21 protein-coding genes are annotated in these 17,984 nt (G+C 63.9%); 5 read left to right on the top strand and 16 right to left on the bottom strand.

The window, feature by feature from the left end:
• The first annotated feature begins 31 nt into the window (after positions 1-31).
• Positions 32-619 carry a peroxidase-related enzyme gene (locus T5B8_RS02025; RefSeq protein WP_353175790.1) on the top strand — a complete coding sequence of 196 codons (588 nt, stop codon included), beginning with the start codon at positions 32-34 and terminating at the stop codon, positions 617-619.
• A 2-nt stretch (positions 620-621) separates the two neighbouring features.
• Positions 622-1,425 carry a creatininase family protein gene (locus T5B8_RS02020; protein ID WP_353175788.1) on the top strand — a complete coding sequence of 268 codons (804 nt, stop codon included), beginning with the start codon at positions 622-624 and terminating at the stop codon, positions 1,423-1,425.
• Between the two features lie 807 nt (positions 1,426-2,232).
• Here T5B8_RS02020 and ribA read toward each other — a convergent pair.
• On the bottom strand, positions 2,233-3,381 hold the full coding sequence (gene ribA / locus T5B8_RS02015) for a GTP cyclohydrolase II RibA (RefSeq protein ID WP_353175786.1): 1,149 nt from the start codon (positions 3,379-3,381) through the stop codon (positions 2,233-2,235).
• Between the two features lie 172 nt (positions 3,382-3,553).
• Here ribA and T5B8_RS02010 point away from each other — a divergent pair, with 172 nt between their 5' ends.
• Positions 3,554-4,387: a RibD family protein gene (locus T5B8_RS02010; protein ID WP_353176187.1), complete on the top strand. Its 834-nt coding sequence runs from the start codon at positions 3,554-3,556 to the stop codon at positions 4,385-4,387.
• A gap of 85 nt (positions 4,388-4,472) precedes the next feature.
• On the opposite strand, the gene T5B8_RS02005 is transcribed toward T5B8_RS02010, so the two are convergent.
• The 6 genes from T5B8_RS02005 to T5B8_RS01980 all read right to left on the bottom strand — a co-directional run bounded on the left by T5B8_RS02005 (position 4,473) and on the right by T5B8_RS01980 (position 9,185).
• Positions 4,473-4,769, bottom strand: coding sequence for a hypothetical protein (locus T5B8_RS02005; protein ID WP_353175784.1), 297 nt, complete (start codon positions 4,767-4,769; stop codon positions 4,473-4,475).
• 254 nt (positions 4,770-5,023) lie between these two features.
• On the bottom strand, positions 5,024-5,980 hold the full coding sequence (locus T5B8_RS02000; protein ID WP_353175782.1) for a lysylphosphatidylglycerol synthase transmembrane domain-containing protein: 957 nt from the start codon (positions 5,978-5,980) through the stop codon (positions 5,024-5,026).
• The gene (locus T5B8_RS01995; RefSeq protein WP_353175780.1) at positions 5,977-6,822 is read right to left on the bottom strand and encodes a class I SAM-dependent methyltransferase; all 846 of its coding nucleotides are present in this window, start codon (positions 6,820-6,822) and stop codon (positions 5,977-5,979) included. The genes T5B8_RS02000 and T5B8_RS01995 overlap by 4 nt, the downstream gene beginning before the upstream one ends.
• The gene (locus T5B8_RS01990; protein ID WP_353175778.1) at positions 6,819-7,862 is read right to left on the bottom strand and encodes a glycosyltransferase family 4 protein; all 1,044 of its coding nucleotides are present in this window, start codon (positions 7,860-7,862) and stop codon (positions 6,819-6,821) included. The genes T5B8_RS01995 and T5B8_RS01990 overlap by 4 nt, the downstream gene beginning before the upstream one ends.
• On the bottom strand, positions 7,859-8,257 hold the full coding sequence (locus T5B8_RS01985; RefSeq protein WP_353175777.1) for a 6-pyruvoyl trahydropterin synthase family protein: 399 nt from the start codon (positions 8,255-8,257) through the stop codon (positions 7,859-7,861). Before T5B8_RS01985 ends, T5B8_RS01990 begins: the two co-directional genes overlap by 4 nt.
• A 40-nt stretch (positions 8,258-8,297) precedes the next feature.
• On the bottom strand, positions 8,298-9,185 hold the full coding sequence (locus tag T5B8_RS01980; RefSeq protein ID WP_353175775.1) for a zinc-dependent alcohol dehydrogenase: 888 nt from the start codon (positions 9,183-9,185) through the stop codon (positions 8,298-8,300).
• A gap of 278 nt (positions 9,186-9,463) precedes the next feature.
• Here T5B8_RS01980 and T5B8_RS01975 point away from each other — a divergent pair, with 278 nt between their 5' ends.
• On the top strand, positions 9,464-10,246 hold the full coding sequence (locus tag T5B8_RS01975; RefSeq protein WP_353175774.1) for a CDP-alcohol phosphatidyltransferase family protein: 783 nt from the start codon (positions 9,464-9,466) through the stop codon (positions 10,244-10,246).
• 29 nt (positions 10,247-10,275) lie between these two features.
• On the opposite strand, the gene T5B8_RS01970 is transcribed toward T5B8_RS01975, so the two are convergent.
• Complete coding sequence (locus T5B8_RS01970; protein WP_353175772.1) at positions 10,276-10,716, bottom strand: universal stress protein; 441 nt, start codon at positions 10,714-10,716, stop codon at positions 10,276-10,278.
• 164 nt (positions 10,717-10,880) lie between these two features.
• On the opposite strand from T5B8_RS01970, the gene T5B8_RS01965 reads away from it, so the two are divergent.
• Complete coding sequence (locus tag T5B8_RS01965) at positions 10,881-12,149, top strand: class I SAM-dependent methyltransferase (protein ID WP_353175770.1); 1,269 nt, start codon at positions 10,881-10,883, stop codon at positions 12,147-12,149.
• Positions 12,150-12,192: 43 nt separating this feature from the next.
• On the opposite strand, the gene T5B8_RS01960 is transcribed toward T5B8_RS01965, so the two are convergent.
• From T5B8_RS01960 to gspG, 8 genes are all read right to left on the bottom strand, one after another.
• Positions 12,193-12,945: a type II secretion system protein N gene (locus tag T5B8_RS01960; RefSeq protein WP_353175768.1), complete on the bottom strand. Its 753-nt coding sequence runs from the start codon at positions 12,943-12,945 to the stop codon at positions 12,193-12,195.
• A complete protein-coding gene (locus T5B8_RS01955) occupies positions 12,942-13,442 on the bottom strand; it encodes a type II secretion system protein M (protein ID WP_353175766.1) in 501 nt (166 codons plus the stop codon). Before T5B8_RS01955 ends, T5B8_RS01960 begins: the two co-directional genes overlap by 4 nt.
• Positions 13,439-14,647 carry a type II secretion system protein GspL gene (gene gspL / locus T5B8_RS01950; protein WP_353175764.1) on the bottom strand — a complete coding sequence of 403 codons (1,209 nt, stop codon included), beginning with the start codon at positions 14,645-14,647 and terminating at the stop codon, positions 13,439-13,441. The genes T5B8_RS01955 and gspL overlap by 4 nt, the downstream gene beginning before the upstream one ends.
• A gap of 194 nt (positions 14,648-14,841) precedes the next feature.
• Positions 14,842-15,786 carry a type II secretion system minor pseudopilin GspK gene (gene gspK / locus T5B8_RS01945; protein ID WP_353175762.1) on the bottom strand — a complete coding sequence of 315 codons (945 nt, stop codon included), beginning with the start codon at positions 15,784-15,786 and terminating at the stop codon, positions 14,842-14,844.
• On the bottom strand, positions 15,783-16,433 hold the full coding sequence (gene gspJ, locus T5B8_RS01940) for a type II secretion system minor pseudopilin GspJ (protein WP_353175760.1): 651 nt from the start codon (positions 16,431-16,433) through the stop codon (positions 15,783-15,785). Before gspJ ends, gspK begins: the two co-directional genes overlap by 4 nt.
• Positions 16,433-16,894, bottom strand: a complete 462-nt coding sequence (gspI, locus tag T5B8_RS01935; protein ID WP_353175758.1) for a type II secretion system minor pseudopilin GspI — start codon at positions 16,892-16,894, stop codon at positions 16,433-16,435. Before gspI ends, gspJ begins: the two co-directional genes overlap by 1 nt.
• Complete coding sequence (gene gspH / locus T5B8_RS01930) at positions 16,891-17,433, bottom strand: type II secretion system minor pseudopilin GspH (protein ID WP_353175756.1); 543 nt, start codon at positions 17,431-17,433, stop codon at positions 16,891-16,893. Before gspH ends, gspI begins: the two co-directional genes overlap by 4 nt.
• Before the next feature lie 18 nt (positions 17,434-17,451).
• Positions 17,452-17,910 carry a type II secretion system major pseudopilin GspG gene (gene gspG / locus T5B8_RS01925; protein WP_353175754.1) on the bottom strand — a complete coding sequence of 153 codons (459 nt, stop codon included), beginning with the start codon at positions 17,908-17,910 and terminating at the stop codon, positions 17,452-17,454.
• Positions 17,911-17,984 lie beyond the last annotated feature (74 nt).

The following is a 17,984-nucleotide window of genomic DNA, read 5'->3' as shown; positions in this document are numbered from 1 at the left end:
TGCGCGGCGTCTTTCAAGCATCGAGCGTGTAATGGATAAACCGATCAGCCGTTTCAACGTACCGGCACTCGACGATCTGCCGGACGATATTCGCGAGCGTATTCTCGCGGTGCAGGACAAGGCCGGCTTCGTGCCCAATGTGTTCTGGGCGCTGGCGCATCGTCCCGATGAGTTTCGTGCGTTTTTCGCCTATCACGATGCGCTGATGGAAAAACCGAGCGGCCTGACCAAGGGCGAGCGGGAAATGATCGTGGTGGCGACCTCGGGCATCAATCAATGTCAGTACTGCGTGGTTGCCCATGGCGCGATTCTGCGTATTCGCGAGGGCAATCCGCTGATCGCCGACCAGATCGCGGTCAACTATCGCAAGGCCGATATCACGCCGCGACAGCGTGCGATGCTCGATTTCGCCGTACAGGTGTCCAATGCCGCCCATATGGTCGGCCCGGAGGACCATGCACGGATGGCCGAACACGGTTTCAGTGACGAAGATATCTGGGATATCGGCGCGATCGCGGCCTTTTTCGCGTTGTCGAATCGCATGGCCAACCTGACCTCGATGCGGCCCAACGACGAGTTCTATCTCATGGGCCGGATGCCGCGCGACAGCGAAGCCTGATCGTGGCCTGGCACCACTGGCAGGATCTGAGCGGCCCGGAACTGGCTGAACTGGCCGACGACAGCGCGCTGGCGGTCTTGCCGGTCGCCGCCATCGAACAACACGGCCCGCATCTGCCGTTGTCCACCGATGTAACCATTGGCGAGGGCCTGTTGGGCGGCGCACTCGAACAGCTGGATACAGCCAGTGCGCCGGTGCTGGTGTTGCCCACGATGGCCATCGCTGCGAGTCCGGAACACAGTAGCTTTACCGGCACGCTCAGCCTCGACGCGGAAACAGCAATCGCGGTGATCGAATCGATCGGTGCGTCGCTGGCGGCGGCCGGCATTCGCCGGTTATTGCTGTTCAATAGTCACGGCGGCAACAAGGCCGTGCTCGACATCGTCGCGCTCAAGCTGCGTGCGGCCCATGCCATGCTCGTGGTCAAGGCGAATTATTTTCGTTTTAGCGCGCCACCGGCCATTCTCGCGGCGGACGAGCTTGCCCACGGCCTGCACGGCGGCGCTCTGGAAACCTCGTTGATGCTGCATTTCGCGCCGGCGTCGGTGCGGCGTGACCAGCTGGCCGAGTTCAAACCCATCGGCGCGCATCGCGCCGCAGCGGGAGCCACGTTACTGCCCGAAGGCGACGCCGGCTTTGCCTGGATGGCCGAAGATCTGCATCCGCAGGGCGTGGCCGGCGATACCCGCCTGGCCAGCGCCGAGCGCGGCGCTACGCTGGCCACACATTTCAGCGCCCGCCTGGCCGCGATCATCGACGAAACGCTGGCCTTCGATCTGGATACGCTCGGTCACCGCAATCCCTGACAGCCACTTTTTGCGTGTTGGCGGCAGCCAAAGACAGGTTGTCCGCGAATGAACGCCAATGAACGCGAATATAAAGACAAAAGGCTAGTCAGCAGTTTGCTTTTCTCGGCCGGCTCGAGGGTAGCGAGCAGCCACTTATCCACGAACCGGCTACTTCCATTCGCGTGTATTCGCGTTCATTTGCGGATGATTTTATTCAACCGATTATCGCCAAAGCCCAAGACCGTTTGTCCGCAAATGAACGCAAATAAACGCGAATAAAGACAGAGCGGTATTGGTGTTCTGCGTTTTTAAACGGTGCTTTGGGCGCACTGATGACCTGATGCGCGGGAAGACACTCCTTCCATTTGCGTGTACTCGCGTTCATTTGCGGATAATTTTCTTCAAGCGATCATCGCCAAAGCCCAAGACAGTTTGTCCGCGAATGAACGCGAATAAAAACAAAAGACTAGCCAGCAGTTTGCGATTTTCGCGGCAGACTCGAGGCTGGCAGCAGCCACGCGCCCAAGAACCATCTACTTACATTTGCGTGTATTCGCGTTCATTTGCGGACCGATATTCTTCAAGCCGTCGTCGCGAAGGCCAAAGACAGGTTGTCCGCGAATGAACGCCAATAAACGCGAATAAAGACAAAAGGCCAGTCTGGAGTTTGCGGTTTTCGCGGCAGGCGCGAGGGTGGCGGGTAGCCACTCGCCCACGAACCATCTACTTACATCTGCGTGTATTCGCGTTTATTTGCGGACTAATTCCGTCGCAAATCGCTGTGATCAGCATCCAGAGTCGCTCGCTTGTGAGGCCACACCACGATCAGTTGTCGGTGGCGGCCGCGTCTTCCGGCGTGGTCCCGAGCACCTGATCGAGCCAGTGGCCGGCACGGGTTGCCTTGGCGGTGAGGTAGCGCCGGTTCTGGTGGGTTACCCGGCCATACACGCCACTACGCTGGACCACGGTCACGCCGCCGCGGCTCATGGCTGCGATCTTGGAGGGGTTGTTGGTGAGTAGCTCGATCCGTTGGATTTCCAGCTGGGCGAGCATTTCCAGGGCTACGTTGTAGCGGCGTTCGTCATCGCCGAAGCCGAGCACGTGATCGGCATCCACCGTGTCCAGGCCTTCGTCCTGCAGGCTGTAGGCGCGCAGCTTGTTGGCCAGGCCGATGCCGCGGCCCTCCTGGGCCAGATAGAGCAATACGCCGCCGCCGTGCTCGTCGATCTTGGCCACGCTCGAGCGCAGCTGTTCGCCGCAGTCGCAGCGCAGGCTGCCGAACAGGTCGCCGGTCAGACAGGCCGAATGCAGGCGCACCGGCACGGCATCGGCCCACTTTTGCGGATCGCCGATCACGATCGCCAGATGTTCGCGCATGCCGTCCGCTTCGCGAAACAGCACGAAGCGCGAACGCGGCGCATCATCGAGCGGCACATCGGCCGCGCTGATGCGCTTGAGAAAACGCGGTGCTTCGTTGTCGTAACCGGCCACGGCATCGGTATCGGTGGCCAGCAGACTGCCGTCGGTGACCCGGGCTTCGATCGCTGCGAGCCGATCGGCGGCCACCGGCGCGGTGATCGCCGCCGGAATGAGCAGGCCGCGGCGCATCAGTGTCAGCCCGGCGGCGTCGCCAACGTCTGCGTTTTGTAGCGACGCGGCGGTCGGCGGCGATTGCGGATGGCGGGCACAGGCCCATTCGATGAGCTGCGTCGCAGACTGGCTGTCGGTGATCGGCAGCGCGGCAGCCTCGGCGTCGCTATCGAGGCCCATCACCTCCAGCCGGTGGCGGGTGACGATCAGCGCACAGGGATTGCCGGCATGTTCGGCCAGACGCTGAAGGATGTCATCGGTCATGCCTTCCAGCGGGGCGACGAGGGTGGCGCTGTGCGAGTCATCGGCTTGCGGCGCACTGTGGCGAATAAGCACGGGAAGACCGCGCCGCAAATCGAATATCGAACGTTCCACCTGTCGCATACTGTGTCCCGGTATGGTTGCTATTTCGCAAAACTCAAGTTGCGCGTATCGCGCCCGCAGTGTGATCGGCCGTGACGGCGGCACGTGGCGTGGCATTATTCTGCGCGTGTGACGCATGCGCTAAACGCGCCGCCAACCCAAATCAGCCCGCGACGACCCAATCATGTCTTTGATGGACGACCATTACGCCTGGCGTTTGATTCAGGATGCACGCATTGATCGGCGCAGCGCGCCGACGACGCTTGGCGACGGAAATACGCAGCAGACGCCTATACTAATCGATGAACGTGGCGCCTGGCAGGTAAAGGCCCCGGTATCCGACGCGGCCGCGGCACTGCTGGATACGTTGTTGCCGGTCGCGCTCGGCGGCGGGCGCTTTGTAATCGCCCAACTCGGCCAGAGTCTGGATGGACGTATCGCCACTGAAAGTGGCCATTCGCACTATGTTACGGGTGAGGCCAGCCGGGTCCATCTACACCGCCTGCGTGCGCTCGTCGATGCGGTCATCGTGGGCGCGGGCACCGTCGCGGCCGACGATCCGCAGCTAACCGTACGCCACGTGCCCGGCGCCAACCCGGTACGTGTCGTGCTTGATCCACGCGCGCGATTGGGTGCCGACTGCCGGCTGTTTTGCGACGATGCGGTGCCAACACTGCATGTGGTTGCCACCGACGCGCCGCCGAGCCCGCCTGGCGTGGAACGCGTGGTGATGCCCGGCGATGGCGCGACCCTGGACCCGGCGGCGATTCTGGCCATGCTGGCCGAGCGTGGGCTGGAACGCGTGCTGGTCGAGGGCGGCGGGGTGACGATCTCGCGTTTTCTCGACGCCGGGCTGCTCGACCGGTTACATGTGGTGGTCGCGCCCATGCTAATCGGCTCCGGCCGCCCCGCGCTGTCGTTATGGCCGATCGAGCGTCTGGACACCGCCCTGCGCCCACCGTGTCGCAGCACGCCGATGGGTGACGATATGTTCTTCGACCTCGACCTACGCGCCGGCAAGATGTGAGTCTGCGAGTAAACGCGAATAAAAGACAACAAACCAGTCTGCTACTTCCATTTGCGTTCATTTGCGGATGATTTCCTTCAAGCGATCATCGCCAAAGCCCAAGACCGTTTGTCCGCGAATGAACGCAAATAAACGCGAATAAAGACAAAGCGGTATTGGTGTTCTGCCTTTCTTTAAACGGCCCTTGGGGTCGACTGATGACCTGATGCGCGGGAAGACACTCCTTCCATTTGCGTGTATTCGCGTTCATTTGCGGACGGATATTCTTCAAGCCGTCGTCGCGAAGGCCAAAGACAGGTTGTCCGCGAATGAAGACAAAAGGCCAGTCTGGAGTTTGCGGTTTCGCGGCAGGGTCGATGGTAGCGACCAGCCACTCGCCCACGAACTGTCTCTTTACATTTGCGTGTATTGGCGTTCATTTGCGGATAGTTTTTTTGATCGCCGCTAAAGGCGAAGACAGCCTGTCCGCGAATGAACGCCAATGAACGCGAATAAAGACAAAAGACTAGCCAGCGGTTTGCGGTTTTCGCGGCCGGCTCGACGGTTGTGAGCAGCCAAGCGCTCACGAACCATCGACTTCCATTTGCGTTTATTCGCGTTCATTTGCGGACCAATCTGCTTCTTTCTGATCCGTTTTCATTCGGCCATATCCGGTCTTTGGTGTGGTTCGCGAGCGCAGAAGGCGAGTACGAGCGCGCCGGGCAGGCTGGAAACAAGTACGAGCACGCCGTAGCACAGTGACAGGGCCACGCCCTGTTGAGCGGGCAGGCCGGCGAGCGTCCATACCACTGCCGCCGCGCCTTCGCGCAGGCCCCAGCCGGCGATCGACAGCGGCAGCGCCATGGCCATGAGCACCGGCGGCACCAGCCACAGCAGTTCGGCCGTTGGCGTGCCCATATCGATCGCCCGGGCGCATAGCAGAAACACGCCGATATAGCTGGCGACCACCAGCAGCGAACTCACGAATTGCGCCGGCCAGACGCCGGGCGCGAGCAGACTGCGGCGTAGATTGCTGCCCAGACGTACGATCGGCGCAAACAAGTTGGGGGAACGGCCGGCCCAGCGTCGCCCGGCGGCGAGCAACAGCAGCAGGGCTGCGATCAGCAGCGCGCTTTGCATTGGCGATATCGGCATGGCCGTGAGGCTTCGGCACATGCCATCGATGAGCGCGGGTGTTTGCCAAAGGGCAATGAGCGTCACCAAGGCAAGCGACAGCTGGCCGGAAAAACGCTCGATGAACACGGCATGCCAGGCGGCGGCGCTATCGTGGTCGCGCCGTGCATGGCGCCAGGCCCGGTGGGCATCACCGAGTACGCCGGCCGGCAATACCTGGTTGAGAAACGTCGCGAGATAATATTCGCGAATCGCCGTTTTCATCGACAGCCGCAGGCCGACGCAACCTGCGGTCAGCCGCCAGCGCCAGGCCGAGATCACGACCTGTGGCACGGTCAGCGCGAGTGCGGCCGCCAGCCATGAATAGCGCAGGTTGTCGAACTGTGTAGCGAGCGCGGCGGGCTCGATCTGCCAGAACACGGTCGCCAGCAGCGCGACGGTGATCAGCGCGCGCAGCGCAAAACGAAAGCCCTGGTTCATGAACCGGGCGTGGCGAACATATCCTCGTGGCCGACGGTCATCGCCAGTTCACCGCGACGCAGTGCGCGAATACGCGCCTTTGCCCAGTCGTCGATCCTGGCCGCGGCCTGTGGCGCCTGTTCGCAGGCCGCGCTGCGCCAGCCCTCGATCAAGGCCGCGCCGAGTTCGGCCCGTGCACGATCGATCTGCCAGGGGCTGGATCGCCGCGTGACGGTGTAACCCCGGGCTTCGAAGGCTTGTCGCAACACGGCAGGGGCGCGCTTGCCGAGGGCCGCACCGAATTGCTTGTCGCGCTGCTGATGCGCCGCGAGCAGATCGAATACAACGGCATCGTCAGCGTGCGCGGGGGCCAGGTCGATATGACCGTCGATGCTCAACACGAACAGAACAGCCGCACCGCGGCGGGCACAGGCACGAGCCAGACGTTCGATCCAGTCTTGCGTGACCAGATCGAACAGCGCGGCCGCGCTGACCAGCTTCGCACCATCGAGCGCTGCCTCGAGATCCGCGCTGGCCAGATCGAGCGTGCGTGTTTCGATGGTGACCGGCGCGCCATTGGCGTCCGTGCAGCGGTCGGCTTCGGCCCGCGTGGAGTCGAGCAGGCCGCGATCGTGATCGAGCAAACACCAGTGCTGGCGTGCCGGCAGGCGCGGCGCCAGATAGCGCAGGTTCGAGCCGCGCCCGGCGCCCAGATCGATGATCCGGTAGGTCGCGTCCGCCTGGCCGGCGAGCCAGTCGGCGGCGGCTGCGGTGAGTGATTCGGCCCGCGCGGCATGATCGACGGGCTCGCGCAGGCTGAGCCAGTCGGCAGCGAAATAGGCATGGCGATCGGCGTCGTTCATACGCTGAGTACCGAGGCGAACTCACACGCGGCTGCTTGCCAGTCGCGCTGGCGTGCCCGCGCGGCGCGTGCCCCGGCGGCGGCACATGCGCGTTGCTGGGTATCCGTAATGAGGGTACGTAGTGCTTCGGCCATGGCGTCGCTGCTACCCGGGGCCACGGCGATCCCCGCGCCGACCGGCAGGGTATCTGCCAGCGCGCCGCCGGTGGTGGTTACAATCGGCAGCCCATGGGCCACGGCTTCGTCGATGACCATGCCGTAGCCTTCGTAGCGCGAGCCGAGCACGAACAGATCCGCCGCGGCGTAGAAGTCGTCGATCGCCGCGCGCGGCTGACTGCCGCGCAGGCGGATACGATCGGTCAGCCCATGCCGGTCGATGGCCGCGCGAATTGCCAGGGCCTGCGCGGGATCGCGCTGGTCGTCGCCGACGAAATCGCAGACCCAGTCGAGCTCGGCGATACGTCCGAGCGCCTCGACGAGCATCAGATGATCCTTGCGTGGAATCAGGCTTGCGACACACAGCAGCCGGCACGGGCTTCCAGACGTCGGGCGGCTGGGCTGGGCTGTACGCACGCCCGGTTCGATGACGGTCACATCCGCGCTGCGGGCCAGGCCGAGCACGGCCAGTCGACGCGCGGTGAACCGGCTGGTGACGACGATATGCCGTGCACAGGCCAGCACGCGCCGTTCCGATTCCAGTAACCGGGCCGCGGTGTCGGCATCGAGGCCCGTTTCATCGGCCAGCGGGTGGTGCAGCAATACGACGATCGGCCGCGTGTCGGCATGCCGTTCTACAACCTCGGGTGCGCCGCCCGCAGCCAGCCCGTCGACCACAATCGGCGCCTGACTCCTGCTGTTTGCCAGGGCATGCTCGAGAGCGGCGCGGGCGGTGTCGTCGACCAGCGGGAACCGCCCGGGCAGTTCGATGACCTCGATATCCAGGCCCTGGCTGCGCAGGCCATCGATAATCGCGCGATCGTAGACATAACCGCCCGTGGGCTGATCCAGCGTGCCCGCGACGATGAAGGTGGCCGCGCTCAAATATCGGCCTCGTAGCTCGCCCAGGCGATATGCGACTCGGCGAGGGTCACGCGCATGGCCGTGAGCGCGCGCGCACTCTCGCCGAGTTCACCGGCATGGATGGCCTGGCGCAGGCGCTCGAACACCGCACGGGCAAGAAATTCCGTGCTGGTGTTGCGCCCGTTGAATTCGTCCATCTCGTCGAGATTGCGCATATTCAGGTCGGCGAGGGTGCGCTTGAGCGCATCGCTGGCCAGGCCGATATCGATGACCAGATCGTCGGCATCGAGTTCTTTACGCATGAAGGTGACATCCACGATATAGGTCGCGCCATGCGTACGCTGGGCCGGGCCGAAGATTTCGCCCTCGAAGCTGTGGGCGATCATGAAATGGTCGCGAACGGTCAGGCTGAACATGTCGAATCCTTGCGTGAGTTCTGAGAATGGATCGCTGTGGTCAGTCGTAACGGATGCGCTGACACAGGCTTTTGTCTTCGTCGCTGGTCAGACGGTGCATGACCGCTGGCAGGTCGTCGAACGCAGCGTCCTCGGTTTCGAACAAGGCATCGAAGCGGGGATCGGCCAGCAACGACACCGCCAGCGCCAAGCGTGAACGATGATCGCGCCGCGCCCGACGGGTCGGCGAGACCGCGCCCACCTGGCTCGAACGCAGCGTCAGGCGCTGCGAGTGAAACGCCCCGCCCAGGGCCACGCTGACCGGCGCACTACCGTACCAGCTCATTTCCAGAACCGTGGCCTCGAAGCCGGCCAGGCCGATGGCGGTGTTCAGCCCGGCCGCGCTGGCGCTGGCGTGAACCACCACATCGCGATTACCGGTCGCGTTGTCGGGCGTACGAAAAGCCACACCGAGCGCGTTCGCCAGCGCGGCCTTGCCGGCATCGATATCCACGAGTTCGATATCGGCGCCGGGCAGCGCGCTCGCGAGCCCCGCGATCAGGCCGCCAATCACGCCGGCACCGACCACGGTGACGCGATCGCCCACGCCAATTCCCGCATCCCAGAGCGCGTTGACCGCGGTTTCCATATTCGCGGCCAGCACCGAGCGCGCCGCGGGCACATCTGCCGGCAGGGGGATGACCGCGTCCGTATCCACCACGTAGCGGGTTTGATGCGGGAACAGACAGAACACGTGCCGCCCGAGCCAACCATCCGGCCCGGCTTCGACCACGCCGACGTTGGCATAGCCGTGCTTGACCGGGCCGGGCAGTTGGCCGGCCTGAAAGGGGGCGCGCATGCGCTCGTACTCGCTTTCGGGCACGGCACCCGCGAATACCAGTGTTTCCGTACCCCGGCTGACCGCGGAATAAAGGCTGCGGATGGTCACTTGCCCAGGCGCGCGCTCGGGCAGATGTTGTTCACGTAACTCGCAGTCATACGGCGGTTTCAGCCACAGAGCACGGGCAAGGCAATCGGTCACGGCAGGGGGCATGGCAGCGTCATAAAATTGAAACGGGAGAAAGCCGGCTCGCGTAAACTAAAGTCCATGACGTCGTCGCAGGCGTTGCGACGCGCCCGATTAAAGAGGCCGACGCCCATGCGCCGGCTCAGCGAGTACGAGCTTCTGTGCGAAATGTAACCCGCATCATGCCCTCGCGGCGACCAATGGCCGCCGCGCGATCGCCATCGGCGTCGGTCGGACTGGCCCTGCTGGCGCCGTCGTGGGCCTGTGCCTACGAACTTTTCGCCGGGTTCGCCATGCTGGGTATCGGCATCGAAGCGTTGTTGCAGCTGGTCGGCGGCCCGCCCGCGCTGCACATCACCGCCGGCGGGTTGTATCTCGGCCTGGCGGCGATTCTCTACCATTACCGGGCATTCTGGCCGCAGCCGTTCGGTTGGGCCAACAGGATCACCCTTATTCGGGGCGCGGCGGTCATGCTACTCGCGGGCGCCGGCCTGTTTCCGGAGTTTCTCAGCGCACATGTACAGACATTCGTGCTGCTGGCGCTCGGTTGTCTGCTGCTGGATGGGGTCGATGGCTGGATCGCCCGGCGGACAGGCGCCAGCGGTGCCTTCGGTGCCCGCTTCGATATGGAAGTGGATGCCTTCTTTTTACTGGTGTTATCGGCGTTGATCGTCGCCCTCGATAAGGCGGGCAGCTGGGCGCTTGCGATCGGCCTGGCGCGTTATGTATTCGTGATCGCCCAGGGCGTGTGTCCGCCGCTCAGGCGCCCGTTGCCTGCCTCGCGACTGCGCAAGATTGCCTGCGTGTGGCAGGGCGCAACGCTTCTGGGTTGTCTGTGGCTGGGCATCGGGTCTGCGGCGGCAAGTAGTGCGCTGCTGGTCTCGCTGGCCCTGCTGATGCTGTCGTTCGGCCGCGATATCGTCTGGTTGCTACGTCGCGCGGATCGGCCCCTGCCGGCGATGGGCCGGCAGGCGATCGACTGAACCGCTGCGCAGCGCGCGCGGCGCGCTATCTAGCGCGTCGTCAGGCAGGCGCAGGGCGCGAGATGGCCCACTTTGTGCGACGTGCTGCCGATCACCAGGCCGGTGAAATCGCTCAGGCCGCGCCGGCCCATGATGATCAGATCCGCATCGACACGGTCGGCCGCTGCGACGATCTGCTGCGCCGGGTCGCCGCCGAGTATTTCCGTTTTCACCTTCTTGCAGCCGGCGTCTTCGAGTATCCGGCAGGCGGCATCGACGACCGAACGACCGGCGGCTTCCAGTTCTTCCGGCGAGGGTTGGATGGTGATCGCCGCGCCCCCCAGCGCCAGTGTCTTTTCGTGTCCGGTGTGCTGGGGCACGTGGACGATATGCAAGGTGGCGCTATAGCGCTGGCCCATATCTGCCGCGATCTCTATCGCTCGTTTGGAGTGCTCCGAGCCGTCGACTGCGACCACGATTTTTTCGAACATCGTCGTTCTCCCTGTAAAAGCTATCGTTCGTCCAGCCTACACAGACGTGCCCGAATAAAAACCATGCGCGCAATCTAAATTGAATCAAGACATGTGAGTGTAATGTACATCGATCGCCAGTCTGTGTAGTATTTTCAGCAGGCATGAAGCGGATGGCGCTGACCATGCGTCGTCCGAAGGACTGGGACGACATGAAGACCCGCTTTTTCGACCGGCTGATCGACCGTGGCACGCTCGTCATCCATTATCCGGATACGAATACGCAGATCATCGGCCAGGGCAGGCCGACCGCGCATATTCATCTACGCGAGCGCAAGGTACTCGCCCGGCTGCTCTCCGATCCGGAAATGGCTTTTGGCGAAGCCTATATGGACGGCGACTGGTGGCCCGGCGAAGGCGGCCTGCTCGCCGTGTTCGAGCTCTACTTCGCCAACGCCAGCAATTTCGGCTCCAGCCGGATTCTGGATCTGGCCCGCCATGCGCTGCGCGGCCTGCGCGAAGCCAACTCGCGATTGCGCTCGCGGCGCAACGTCAAACACCACTACGATATCGACCATGAGCTGTTTGCGCGGTTTCTCGACCGCGACATGCAGTACTCCTGTGCCTATTTCGAATCCGCGGAGATGGATCTGGAAGCCGCGCAGCAGGCCAAATGTCGCCATATCGCCCGCAAGCTGTGCCTGCAGCCGGGTGATCGCGTGCTCGATATCGGCTGCGGCTGGGGTGGATTGGCTCTGTATCTCGCCCGGCACTACGACGTGGATGTCACCGGGCTGACGCTGTCCGACGATCAATACGAATATGCACGCGAACGCGCGGCGAACGAAGGCTTGAGCGAGCGGGTCCGCTTTTTCAAGCAGGATTATCGTGAGCACCAGCGCGATCACGGCGAGGGCTACGATGCGATCGTGAGTGTCGGCATGTTCGAGCACGTCGGCCGGCCGCAGTTCCAGGTGTTCTTCGACCAGGTTCAGCGGTTGCTCAAACCGCGCGGGCGCAGTCTGATCCACACCATCGGCCGCAATGGCCCGCCGATCGAGGATACGCACGGCTGGATCGAGAAATACATCTTCCCCGGCGGCTATGTGCCGTCGCTATCGGAGCTCGCGCCCTGTGTGGAAAAGACCGGCATGAGCCTGGCGGATCTCGAAGTCTGGCGTCTGCACTATGCGCGCACGCTGGACTGCTGGAACGAGCGTTTCCAGCAGCATCGCGATGTGTTTCGAGAACGCCTGGGCGAGCGCTTTTGCCGGATGTGGGAGTTCTATCTGTTGGGTTGTCAGGCCATCTTTCGCTGGGGCGAGCTGGTGGTCTTTCATATCCAGCTCGCACAGCGCAACGATGTGGTGCCGGTAACCCGGAATTATCTCTACCCGGAGCGGGTCGAGGCGCCGCGTTTGATCCGGGATGCCGAATTCGACCAGACCGGTTGAACGAACGACATTTTGTCGGCCTGGCTAAGGCGGGCAGTGCGTTTCAGAGCCGGCCCTGTTCGCGGATCGTATGCCAGCCGTCAGCGTCGGCCCGGCCGAGTTGATCGAGCATTTGCGGCAATCGTTCGTCCGCGCCGGCCCGCGCGCGCAGGCGCACATCCAGCCGGTAGCGACGACTTTCGTCGAGGGTCAGGCCGCCGTCGATGGCCAACGGGCCTTCGCTTTCGACCATGGTCAGGCCCAGCCCATCGTCGGCGCGCGCCAGGGCGGCGGTGAACTGGCCCAGCGGCACCGGCGGGTTGAACAGTTGCCAGCGAGTGTTCGCCAGGCTGATCTGTCCGTCGAGCGCGTCGAAGGCGAGTGTGTCGTCGAATACGGCGTGATCGATATTCACGCGTACGTCGGCCGACAGCGGTAGAAAGGTATAGCCGCCAAGCTTGGCCAGCCAGCCGGCCGAGGCGCTACCGGAGACGTTTTCGATCGTGGTCTGGCCGAACAGCGAGCGCGAAATATCCGCATCGAAGCCGCCCAGATCGGAGTCGATCTGCAGGCGCGCGCTGACTCGGCCGAGCAGCAGCGATGCCGGCTCGAGTGTCCAGGCAACGTTTTCGATGGCGCCGTCCGGCCCGGAGATATAGCTGGCGCGGCCGGCGAACAGCGTGCCCGTGACGCCGCCCATGGCAATGGGGCCCATCTGTTCGGCCCAGCCCGCGGCAACGCGCGCGGGCAAAAAGGCCAGCAACCCAATGACGAAGGCGACCAGCCCGATCAGCCCGTAGCGTAGCGCGCGCATCATGCGTTACCTCGGGCGAGGGTGAGCCGAGCCTGGACGGTGCCGGCTTCTTCGTCTCGGGTGATGGTCATCTGGCGTGCGGCCACGCCATAGTCGCGTTGCAGGCTGTGCAGCCAGAACAGCATCTGATTGAAATTGGCCTTTTCCAGGGTGACCGTGGCCTGATCGTCGTCGTCGGGCTGGATACGCCGCACTGCATCGGCAAGACCGTTCTCGCGGCTGGTGCTGTCGACGATCGACAGCAGCGAATCGTTGCGCCCTTGAATCTGGCGCTGGGTGTTATCGGCCTGAAGCAGGCGTGCTTCATCGCGAATCCCCAGCATCCAGCGGGTTTCCTCGGCCTGGGCGGTCAGACGCATGCGACCTTCCTCGACGCTCGTGTTCAGCGGCCGCCAGAGGGCGTAGTAGAACAGGGCAATGCTCACCACGACAGCACATACGATCACCGCCACGCGTTCGCGCGGCGCCAGGCCTTCGTACCATTGGCGTAATGCGTTCATGTCGGCTCCGCGGTCACGCTGGCCCGGATCTGGACACCGTCGGCGGCGGCATCCGCGCTTTCCACGTTCAGGCGGGTGCCGCGCTGGCGGGCAAAGCCGGCCCGCAGCGCTTCCAGGGACTGCACGCTGTCTCCGCGCAGGCTCAGATAGAGCGCGCCGTCACGGTATTGCAACGACTGAATGCTCAGACTACCAGCCTGGCCGGCGACCTCGGCAGTCGCCTGCAGTAACGGGAATACACCGCCGCTCGCGCCGTTGCCGCGCAGCGCCCGGATATTCTGTTCGGCCTGTACACGCAGGTCGTTGATGGTGCCGACCCGCGGAAAGGTCTCGCGGAACACGCTTTCGCTACGCGCTTCGAGTGCGTTAATGCGTTGATGCAACTGATAGCTTTCGATACCGCGCGCGGTAAGCGCGACCAGCAGCCAGGCGGCCGCGAGGCCGGCAGTGAGCTTGAACGGCTGCCACCAGGTCTGCATCGCCGAGGCCCGCGCAAAGACGCCCTGGCGCAGGTTGATGGCCTGGCTGGTGTCGGCGCGGGCGAGCAGCCGGGCGAACACGGTGTCGTCGTCGGCGTATTCGGTCGGCTCGATCGTGGGCGCCGGCTCCAGACCCTGTTCGGTGCGCATGGTCTGGGCGGCGGTATTGTTTCGTGCGGCCTCGACCACGATTCGCGCCGGCGGCGTACAACCGCTGGCCAGCACCGGCCAGAGCGATGCTTCGCAGGCAAAGCCGTGGTGAGTGCCGGTTCGGGTCAGTACGCGATCGGCCACGACGGCGACGTGCCAGCATTCGCTTTCCGGGTTGGGCAAGGCGAAGATGTCCGGTACCGCCTGAACAATATCCAGTCCGGCCTCGGCGCAGGCATCCAGCAGGCGCTGCATGAGCGCGCGATCGACCACCAGCACGGGCGTATCGCCATCGGCGTCGGCCCGGGCGGCAAGCGCGAAATGCAGATCGTCCACGCGGGTGGCCAGCTGATCTTCCAGGGCAAACGCCGCGGCCTGCAGGCGGCGGCGCGCCTGGCGGATGGGCGGCAGGGTGACACGGGTGAGCAGCACGTCCTCGCCGGGGATCAACAGGATGCATTCGCGCCCGTCGGCAGCCAGCGCGGCGTCGGCTAGTTCGCCGAGCACGAGTTCATCGGCCGCATTCAGCCAGGCGGCGCGTTCGCCGTCGAAATGCACGATGAATCGTTCAGCCACGAAAGCATACCCCCGAAATCTTCGATCGGCCGGCGCGCGGCGCGGGCGTACCGATCCGCGGCCAGTCTACCTGAATCCAAACGGCTTTTAATGCACCGCGCGCTAACGGCGCGGCGGCACGCCGGGATGCGGGGCGAGCTGTGTTCATAGCAGCGCGTCGCCGTGCGAACAGGCTGATGGGCGGCGGGCGTGTGTCAATCCACATTGGTGCTATGGCGTAGTGTGCGTACGGCGCCGTTATCGCCGCGTTCGAGTACACTGAAAAACTGTACCTGGGCACGGTCAACACTGATCTGGCCGGTGGCCAGGAAATAGTGGGTGGTCACGGCCAGTTCGTTGCCCTCGATATCCCGGCCGGCCAGGGCGGGTTCCTGAAGAAATGCTTCGACGGATTTCCACGGTTCGTCGGCCCGGGCCTTGACCAGGGCTTCGCCCGTATCCGGCGGCAGCTCCGGCGCAATCGTGGCCAGTATCGGCGCCGCGGCGGTATTGACGTTAATCGCCGTCGCCTCCGGCAGTGCACAGATATAGGGGGCGAGCGCGCTATAGATGGCGGGCGTTACGCCCTTGATCAGGCGCAGCTCGCTGGCGCTCGCCATCGGCGTGTTGCCGGTACGATACGCGGGCGAAAGACCAAGGTAATAGTCGTCTTCGGCGCCATCCGGCAGGGTCGGGTTGATATCGGCATCGATCCAGTCACGGGTCGAGGCCGCGATCGTGCGCGCGGTGATCTGGTCGGTATCGGCCACGAGCTCGATCAGACGTTCGAATTGCTTTTGGGTCGCCTCGGCATCGCCGGAGCCAAGATTGTTGAGATTGAAACGCCCCTGCAGGTCGACCAACCGGCCCTGGAGCGCGCCGCCATCGAGCGGAAGGTAGTCGACTGGCTTGGCCCAGGCCTCGTCGAGGCTGTCGATATCGCTGTGTTCGGCGTCCTGGCGCAGCAGTTTGCCCAGCCAGTTCTCGATGCCGACGGCGTACCACCAGGCCTGCTCCGACTGCCAGATATTGCCGCTGCGGTGCAGGGCGAGATTCATCTGCGAGAGCATGCCGGCACCGATGATGGCGACCAGTGTCACGATCAGCATGGCGGTCAGCAATGCTACACCGCGCTGTCGGATTGCGCCGACGCGGGTCATCGTTCGGCCCCGGGGATCATGAACAAAAACCGCAGATCGCCCCAGGTGGGCGTGGTCAGGCGCAGTTCGATGGCAAGGGGCGGTTCGTAGTTGCCGGCGCCGGCCTGGGTCGGGGCACCGGACAACGATGCGCCGATCGACGTGTCCGCGGGCCATCGGTCCTGCCATTCGCGATTACTATCGAGAAAACGCCATTCCACGTTGGAGACGTTCTCGAACAGAACCGATTCCACCGGTGCGCTGTCCTGGGCCCGATCGAGCACGCGCCAGTGCGCGCGTACGAGGTTATCGTCTTCGTCGATACGATAGGCCACACGTTGGAGATTGCTGCGAATATCGCCCAGGGGATTGCGCCAGCCGTTGCGGGTGAACTGCAGGCCGATATCCGGGCTGCCGAACAGCGCCGGCTGGCTGTCGCCGAAGCTATCGCGAATCGGGCGATTGACGATCTGTTCGATATCGCCCCGCATGCGCCAGATGGACATCTGCAGTGTCTTGCTGCGATCGAGCGCTGCACTCACCGTCTCGCGGGTCGAGATCACCGACGACAAACCGCCATAGGCCATCGCGGCCATGACCACGAATACGGCGATCGCGATCAGCAGTTCGATCAGGGTGAAACCGTTTTGAGCTCGGGCCGTACGCATCAGAACTTCGAGCCGTAGTCGCTCGCGGTGTCTTCATCGGCCTGCGCGCTGTCGCCGCTTGCGGGGGCATTTTGCAGGGCGATGTGCTGGGTGACGAAGCCGCTGAGCAGGGCCACGGAATTGTCTTCGGGTTCGCCGCTGTTGGGGTCGATACGAAACACGCGGATATCGATCCGGCGAACATCCGGATCGGGCGATTCCTGGATTTCGGCCTCCCAGTGCCAGGCCGTGTCGCCCATATCCGTATCGCCGTCTTCAGTGCCCGTGCCCGGCCATTGTTCCGCGATCTGGTATTGCACCAGCTGGTTGCGCGCGACGCCCTGGGCCAGCGTGCGGTCGTGGATATAGCGGGCATAGTCGGCATAGCGCGCGCCGCCGGAAATGAAGGCGCCCAGGGCAAGGGCGATGATCGCGGTGGCGACCAGCACTTCCACCAGGGTGAAACCGGCTTGCGTTTTCATCGTGGGCCGTCGATACGCTGCATTTCGAGCGTGCCGGCCGCGGCGCCGGTCAGCCGGTAACGATAGTTCACGTCCGGCGCATACAGCTCGAGTTCGAAGGGGATGAATTCGCCGCTCGACAGCAGTACCGCTTCCGGACGAACGAGATCCTCTTCTTCTTCTTCATCGTCATCGGCGGCGACGAGCCGCGGGGTGTCGTCGCCGCGGTCGATGAGTACGAGCACGATCCCATCGCCAAGCTCGCGCGCGCGCAGCGGCGTGTCGGGCGCGTTAAGCGGCTGCCAGCCGTCGTCGCCCAGGCGCAGAAAGCGATAGCCGCCACGGGTGATATCAAGCCCGAGTTCGCGTCCGTAGAGGATGGCGTCGTCGGCGGCTGCTTCAAGCAGCGCGTTCAGGCGTTGGGCTTCGGTATCGAGACGGTCGGCCGGGCCGGTGGGGTTGATCGACAGCGATACGAACGCCAGTACCACGCCGATGATCAGGGCAACGACGAGTACCTCGATCAGCGTGAAACCGCGCTGTTGACCCCGTGCCGGCACCTGCGAATCAGCCGCGCGCTAGTTGTCCAGCGCCCAGTTGCCGATATCGGCGTCGGATTCGTCGCCGCCTGGTCGGCCATCGCGCCCGAGCGTGTAGACGTCGATCTCGCCGTGCTCGCCGGGGTTGCGATAGTGATAGACATTACCCCACGGGTCGGTGGGGATACGATCCAGATAGCCGCCGGATTTCCAGTTGCGTGGCTCGGGCTGGGTCGTGGGCTTGTCCACGAGCGCGGCCAGACCCTGTTCGGTGGTCGGATACTGGAAGTTGTCCAACCGGTAGAGCTTGAGTGCCGATTCCACGGCACGAATATCCTGGCGCGCCTTGGCCACGCGGGCCTCGTCGGGGCGCGAGATGATCTGCGGCACGACCAGCGCGGCGAGAATGCCGAGGATGACCACCACGACCATGATTTCGATAAGCGTGAAACCGCCCTGGGCGCGCGGCGGTGCAGCGCGAAGGCCTTGTCGTGTCATGTCGTTTTACTCCTCGATGACGATCGTTTGTATTGGCTGACTGAGTGTACGCGCGTGCCGACCGAGCCGGCGCG

Origin of the sequence: Salinisphaera sp. T5B8, assembly GCF_040361255.1 — a bacterium.
GTDB lineage: Bacteria > Pseudomonadota > Gammaproteobacteria > Nevskiales > Salinisphaeraceae > Salinisphaera.
Note: the sequence above shows the minus strand (reverse complement) of the source record. Positions and strands in the feature narration are given on the sequence as shown.

Excerpts from the sequence above, each read along its gene's own strand:
- T5B8_RS02025 (WP_353175790.1), top strand. The coding sequence starts at position 32 with ATGGATAAACCGATCAGCCGTTTCAACGTACCGGCACTCGACGATCTG.
- ribA (WP_353175786.1), bottom strand. The coding sequence starts at position 3,381 with ATGCGACAGGTGGAACGTTCGATATTCGATTTGCGGCGCGGTCTTCCC.
- T5B8_RS02010 (WP_353176187.1), top strand. The coding sequence starts at position 3,554 with ATGGACGACCATTACGCCTGGCGTTTGATTCAGGATGCACGCATTGAT.
- T5B8_RS02000 (WP_353175782.1), bottom strand. The coding sequence starts at position 5,980 with ATGAACCAGGGCTTTCGTTTTGCGCTGCGCGCGCTGATCACCGTCGCG.
- T5B8_RS01995 (WP_353175780.1), bottom strand. The coding sequence starts at position 6,822 with ATGAACGACGCCGATCGCCATGCCTATTTCGCTGCCGACTGGCTCAGC.
- T5B8_RS01985 (WP_353175777.1), bottom strand. The coding sequence starts at position 8,257 with ATGTTCAGCCTGACCGTTCGCGACCATTTCATGATCGCCCACAGCTTC.
- T5B8_RS01975 (WP_353175774.1), top strand. The coding sequence starts at position 9,464 with ATGGCCGCCGCGCGATCGCCATCGGCGTCGGTCGGACTGGCCCTGCTG.
- T5B8_RS01970 (WP_353175772.1), bottom strand. The coding sequence starts at position 10,716 with ATGTTCGAAAAAATCGTGGTCGCAGTCGACGGCTCGGAGCACTCCAAA.
- T5B8_RS01965 (WP_353175770.1), top strand. The coding sequence starts at position 10,881 with ATGCGTCGTCCGAAGGACTGGGACGACATGAAGACCCGCTTTTTCGAC.
- T5B8_RS01960 (WP_353175768.1), bottom strand. The coding sequence starts at position 12,945 with ATGATGCGCGCGCTACGCTACGGGCTGATCGGGCTGGTCGCCTTCGTC.
- T5B8_RS01955 (WP_353175766.1), bottom strand. The coding sequence starts at position 13,442 with ATGAACGCATTACGCCAATGGTACGAAGGCCTGGCGCCGCGCGAACGC.
- gspK (WP_353175762.1), bottom strand. The coding sequence starts at position 15,786 with ATGACCCGCGTCGGCGCAATCCGACAGCGCGGTGTAGCATTGCTGACC.
- gspJ (WP_353175760.1), bottom strand. The coding sequence starts at position 16,433 with ATGCGTACGGCCCGAGCTCAAAACGGTTTCACCCTGATCGAACTGCTG.
- gspI (WP_353175758.1), bottom strand. The coding sequence starts at position 16,894 with ATGAAAACGCAAGCCGGTTTCACCCTGGTGGAAGTGCTGGTCGCCACC.
- gspG (WP_353175754.1), bottom strand. The coding sequence starts at position 17,910 with ATGACACGACAAGGCCTTCGCGCTGCACCGCCGCGCGCCCAGGGCGGT.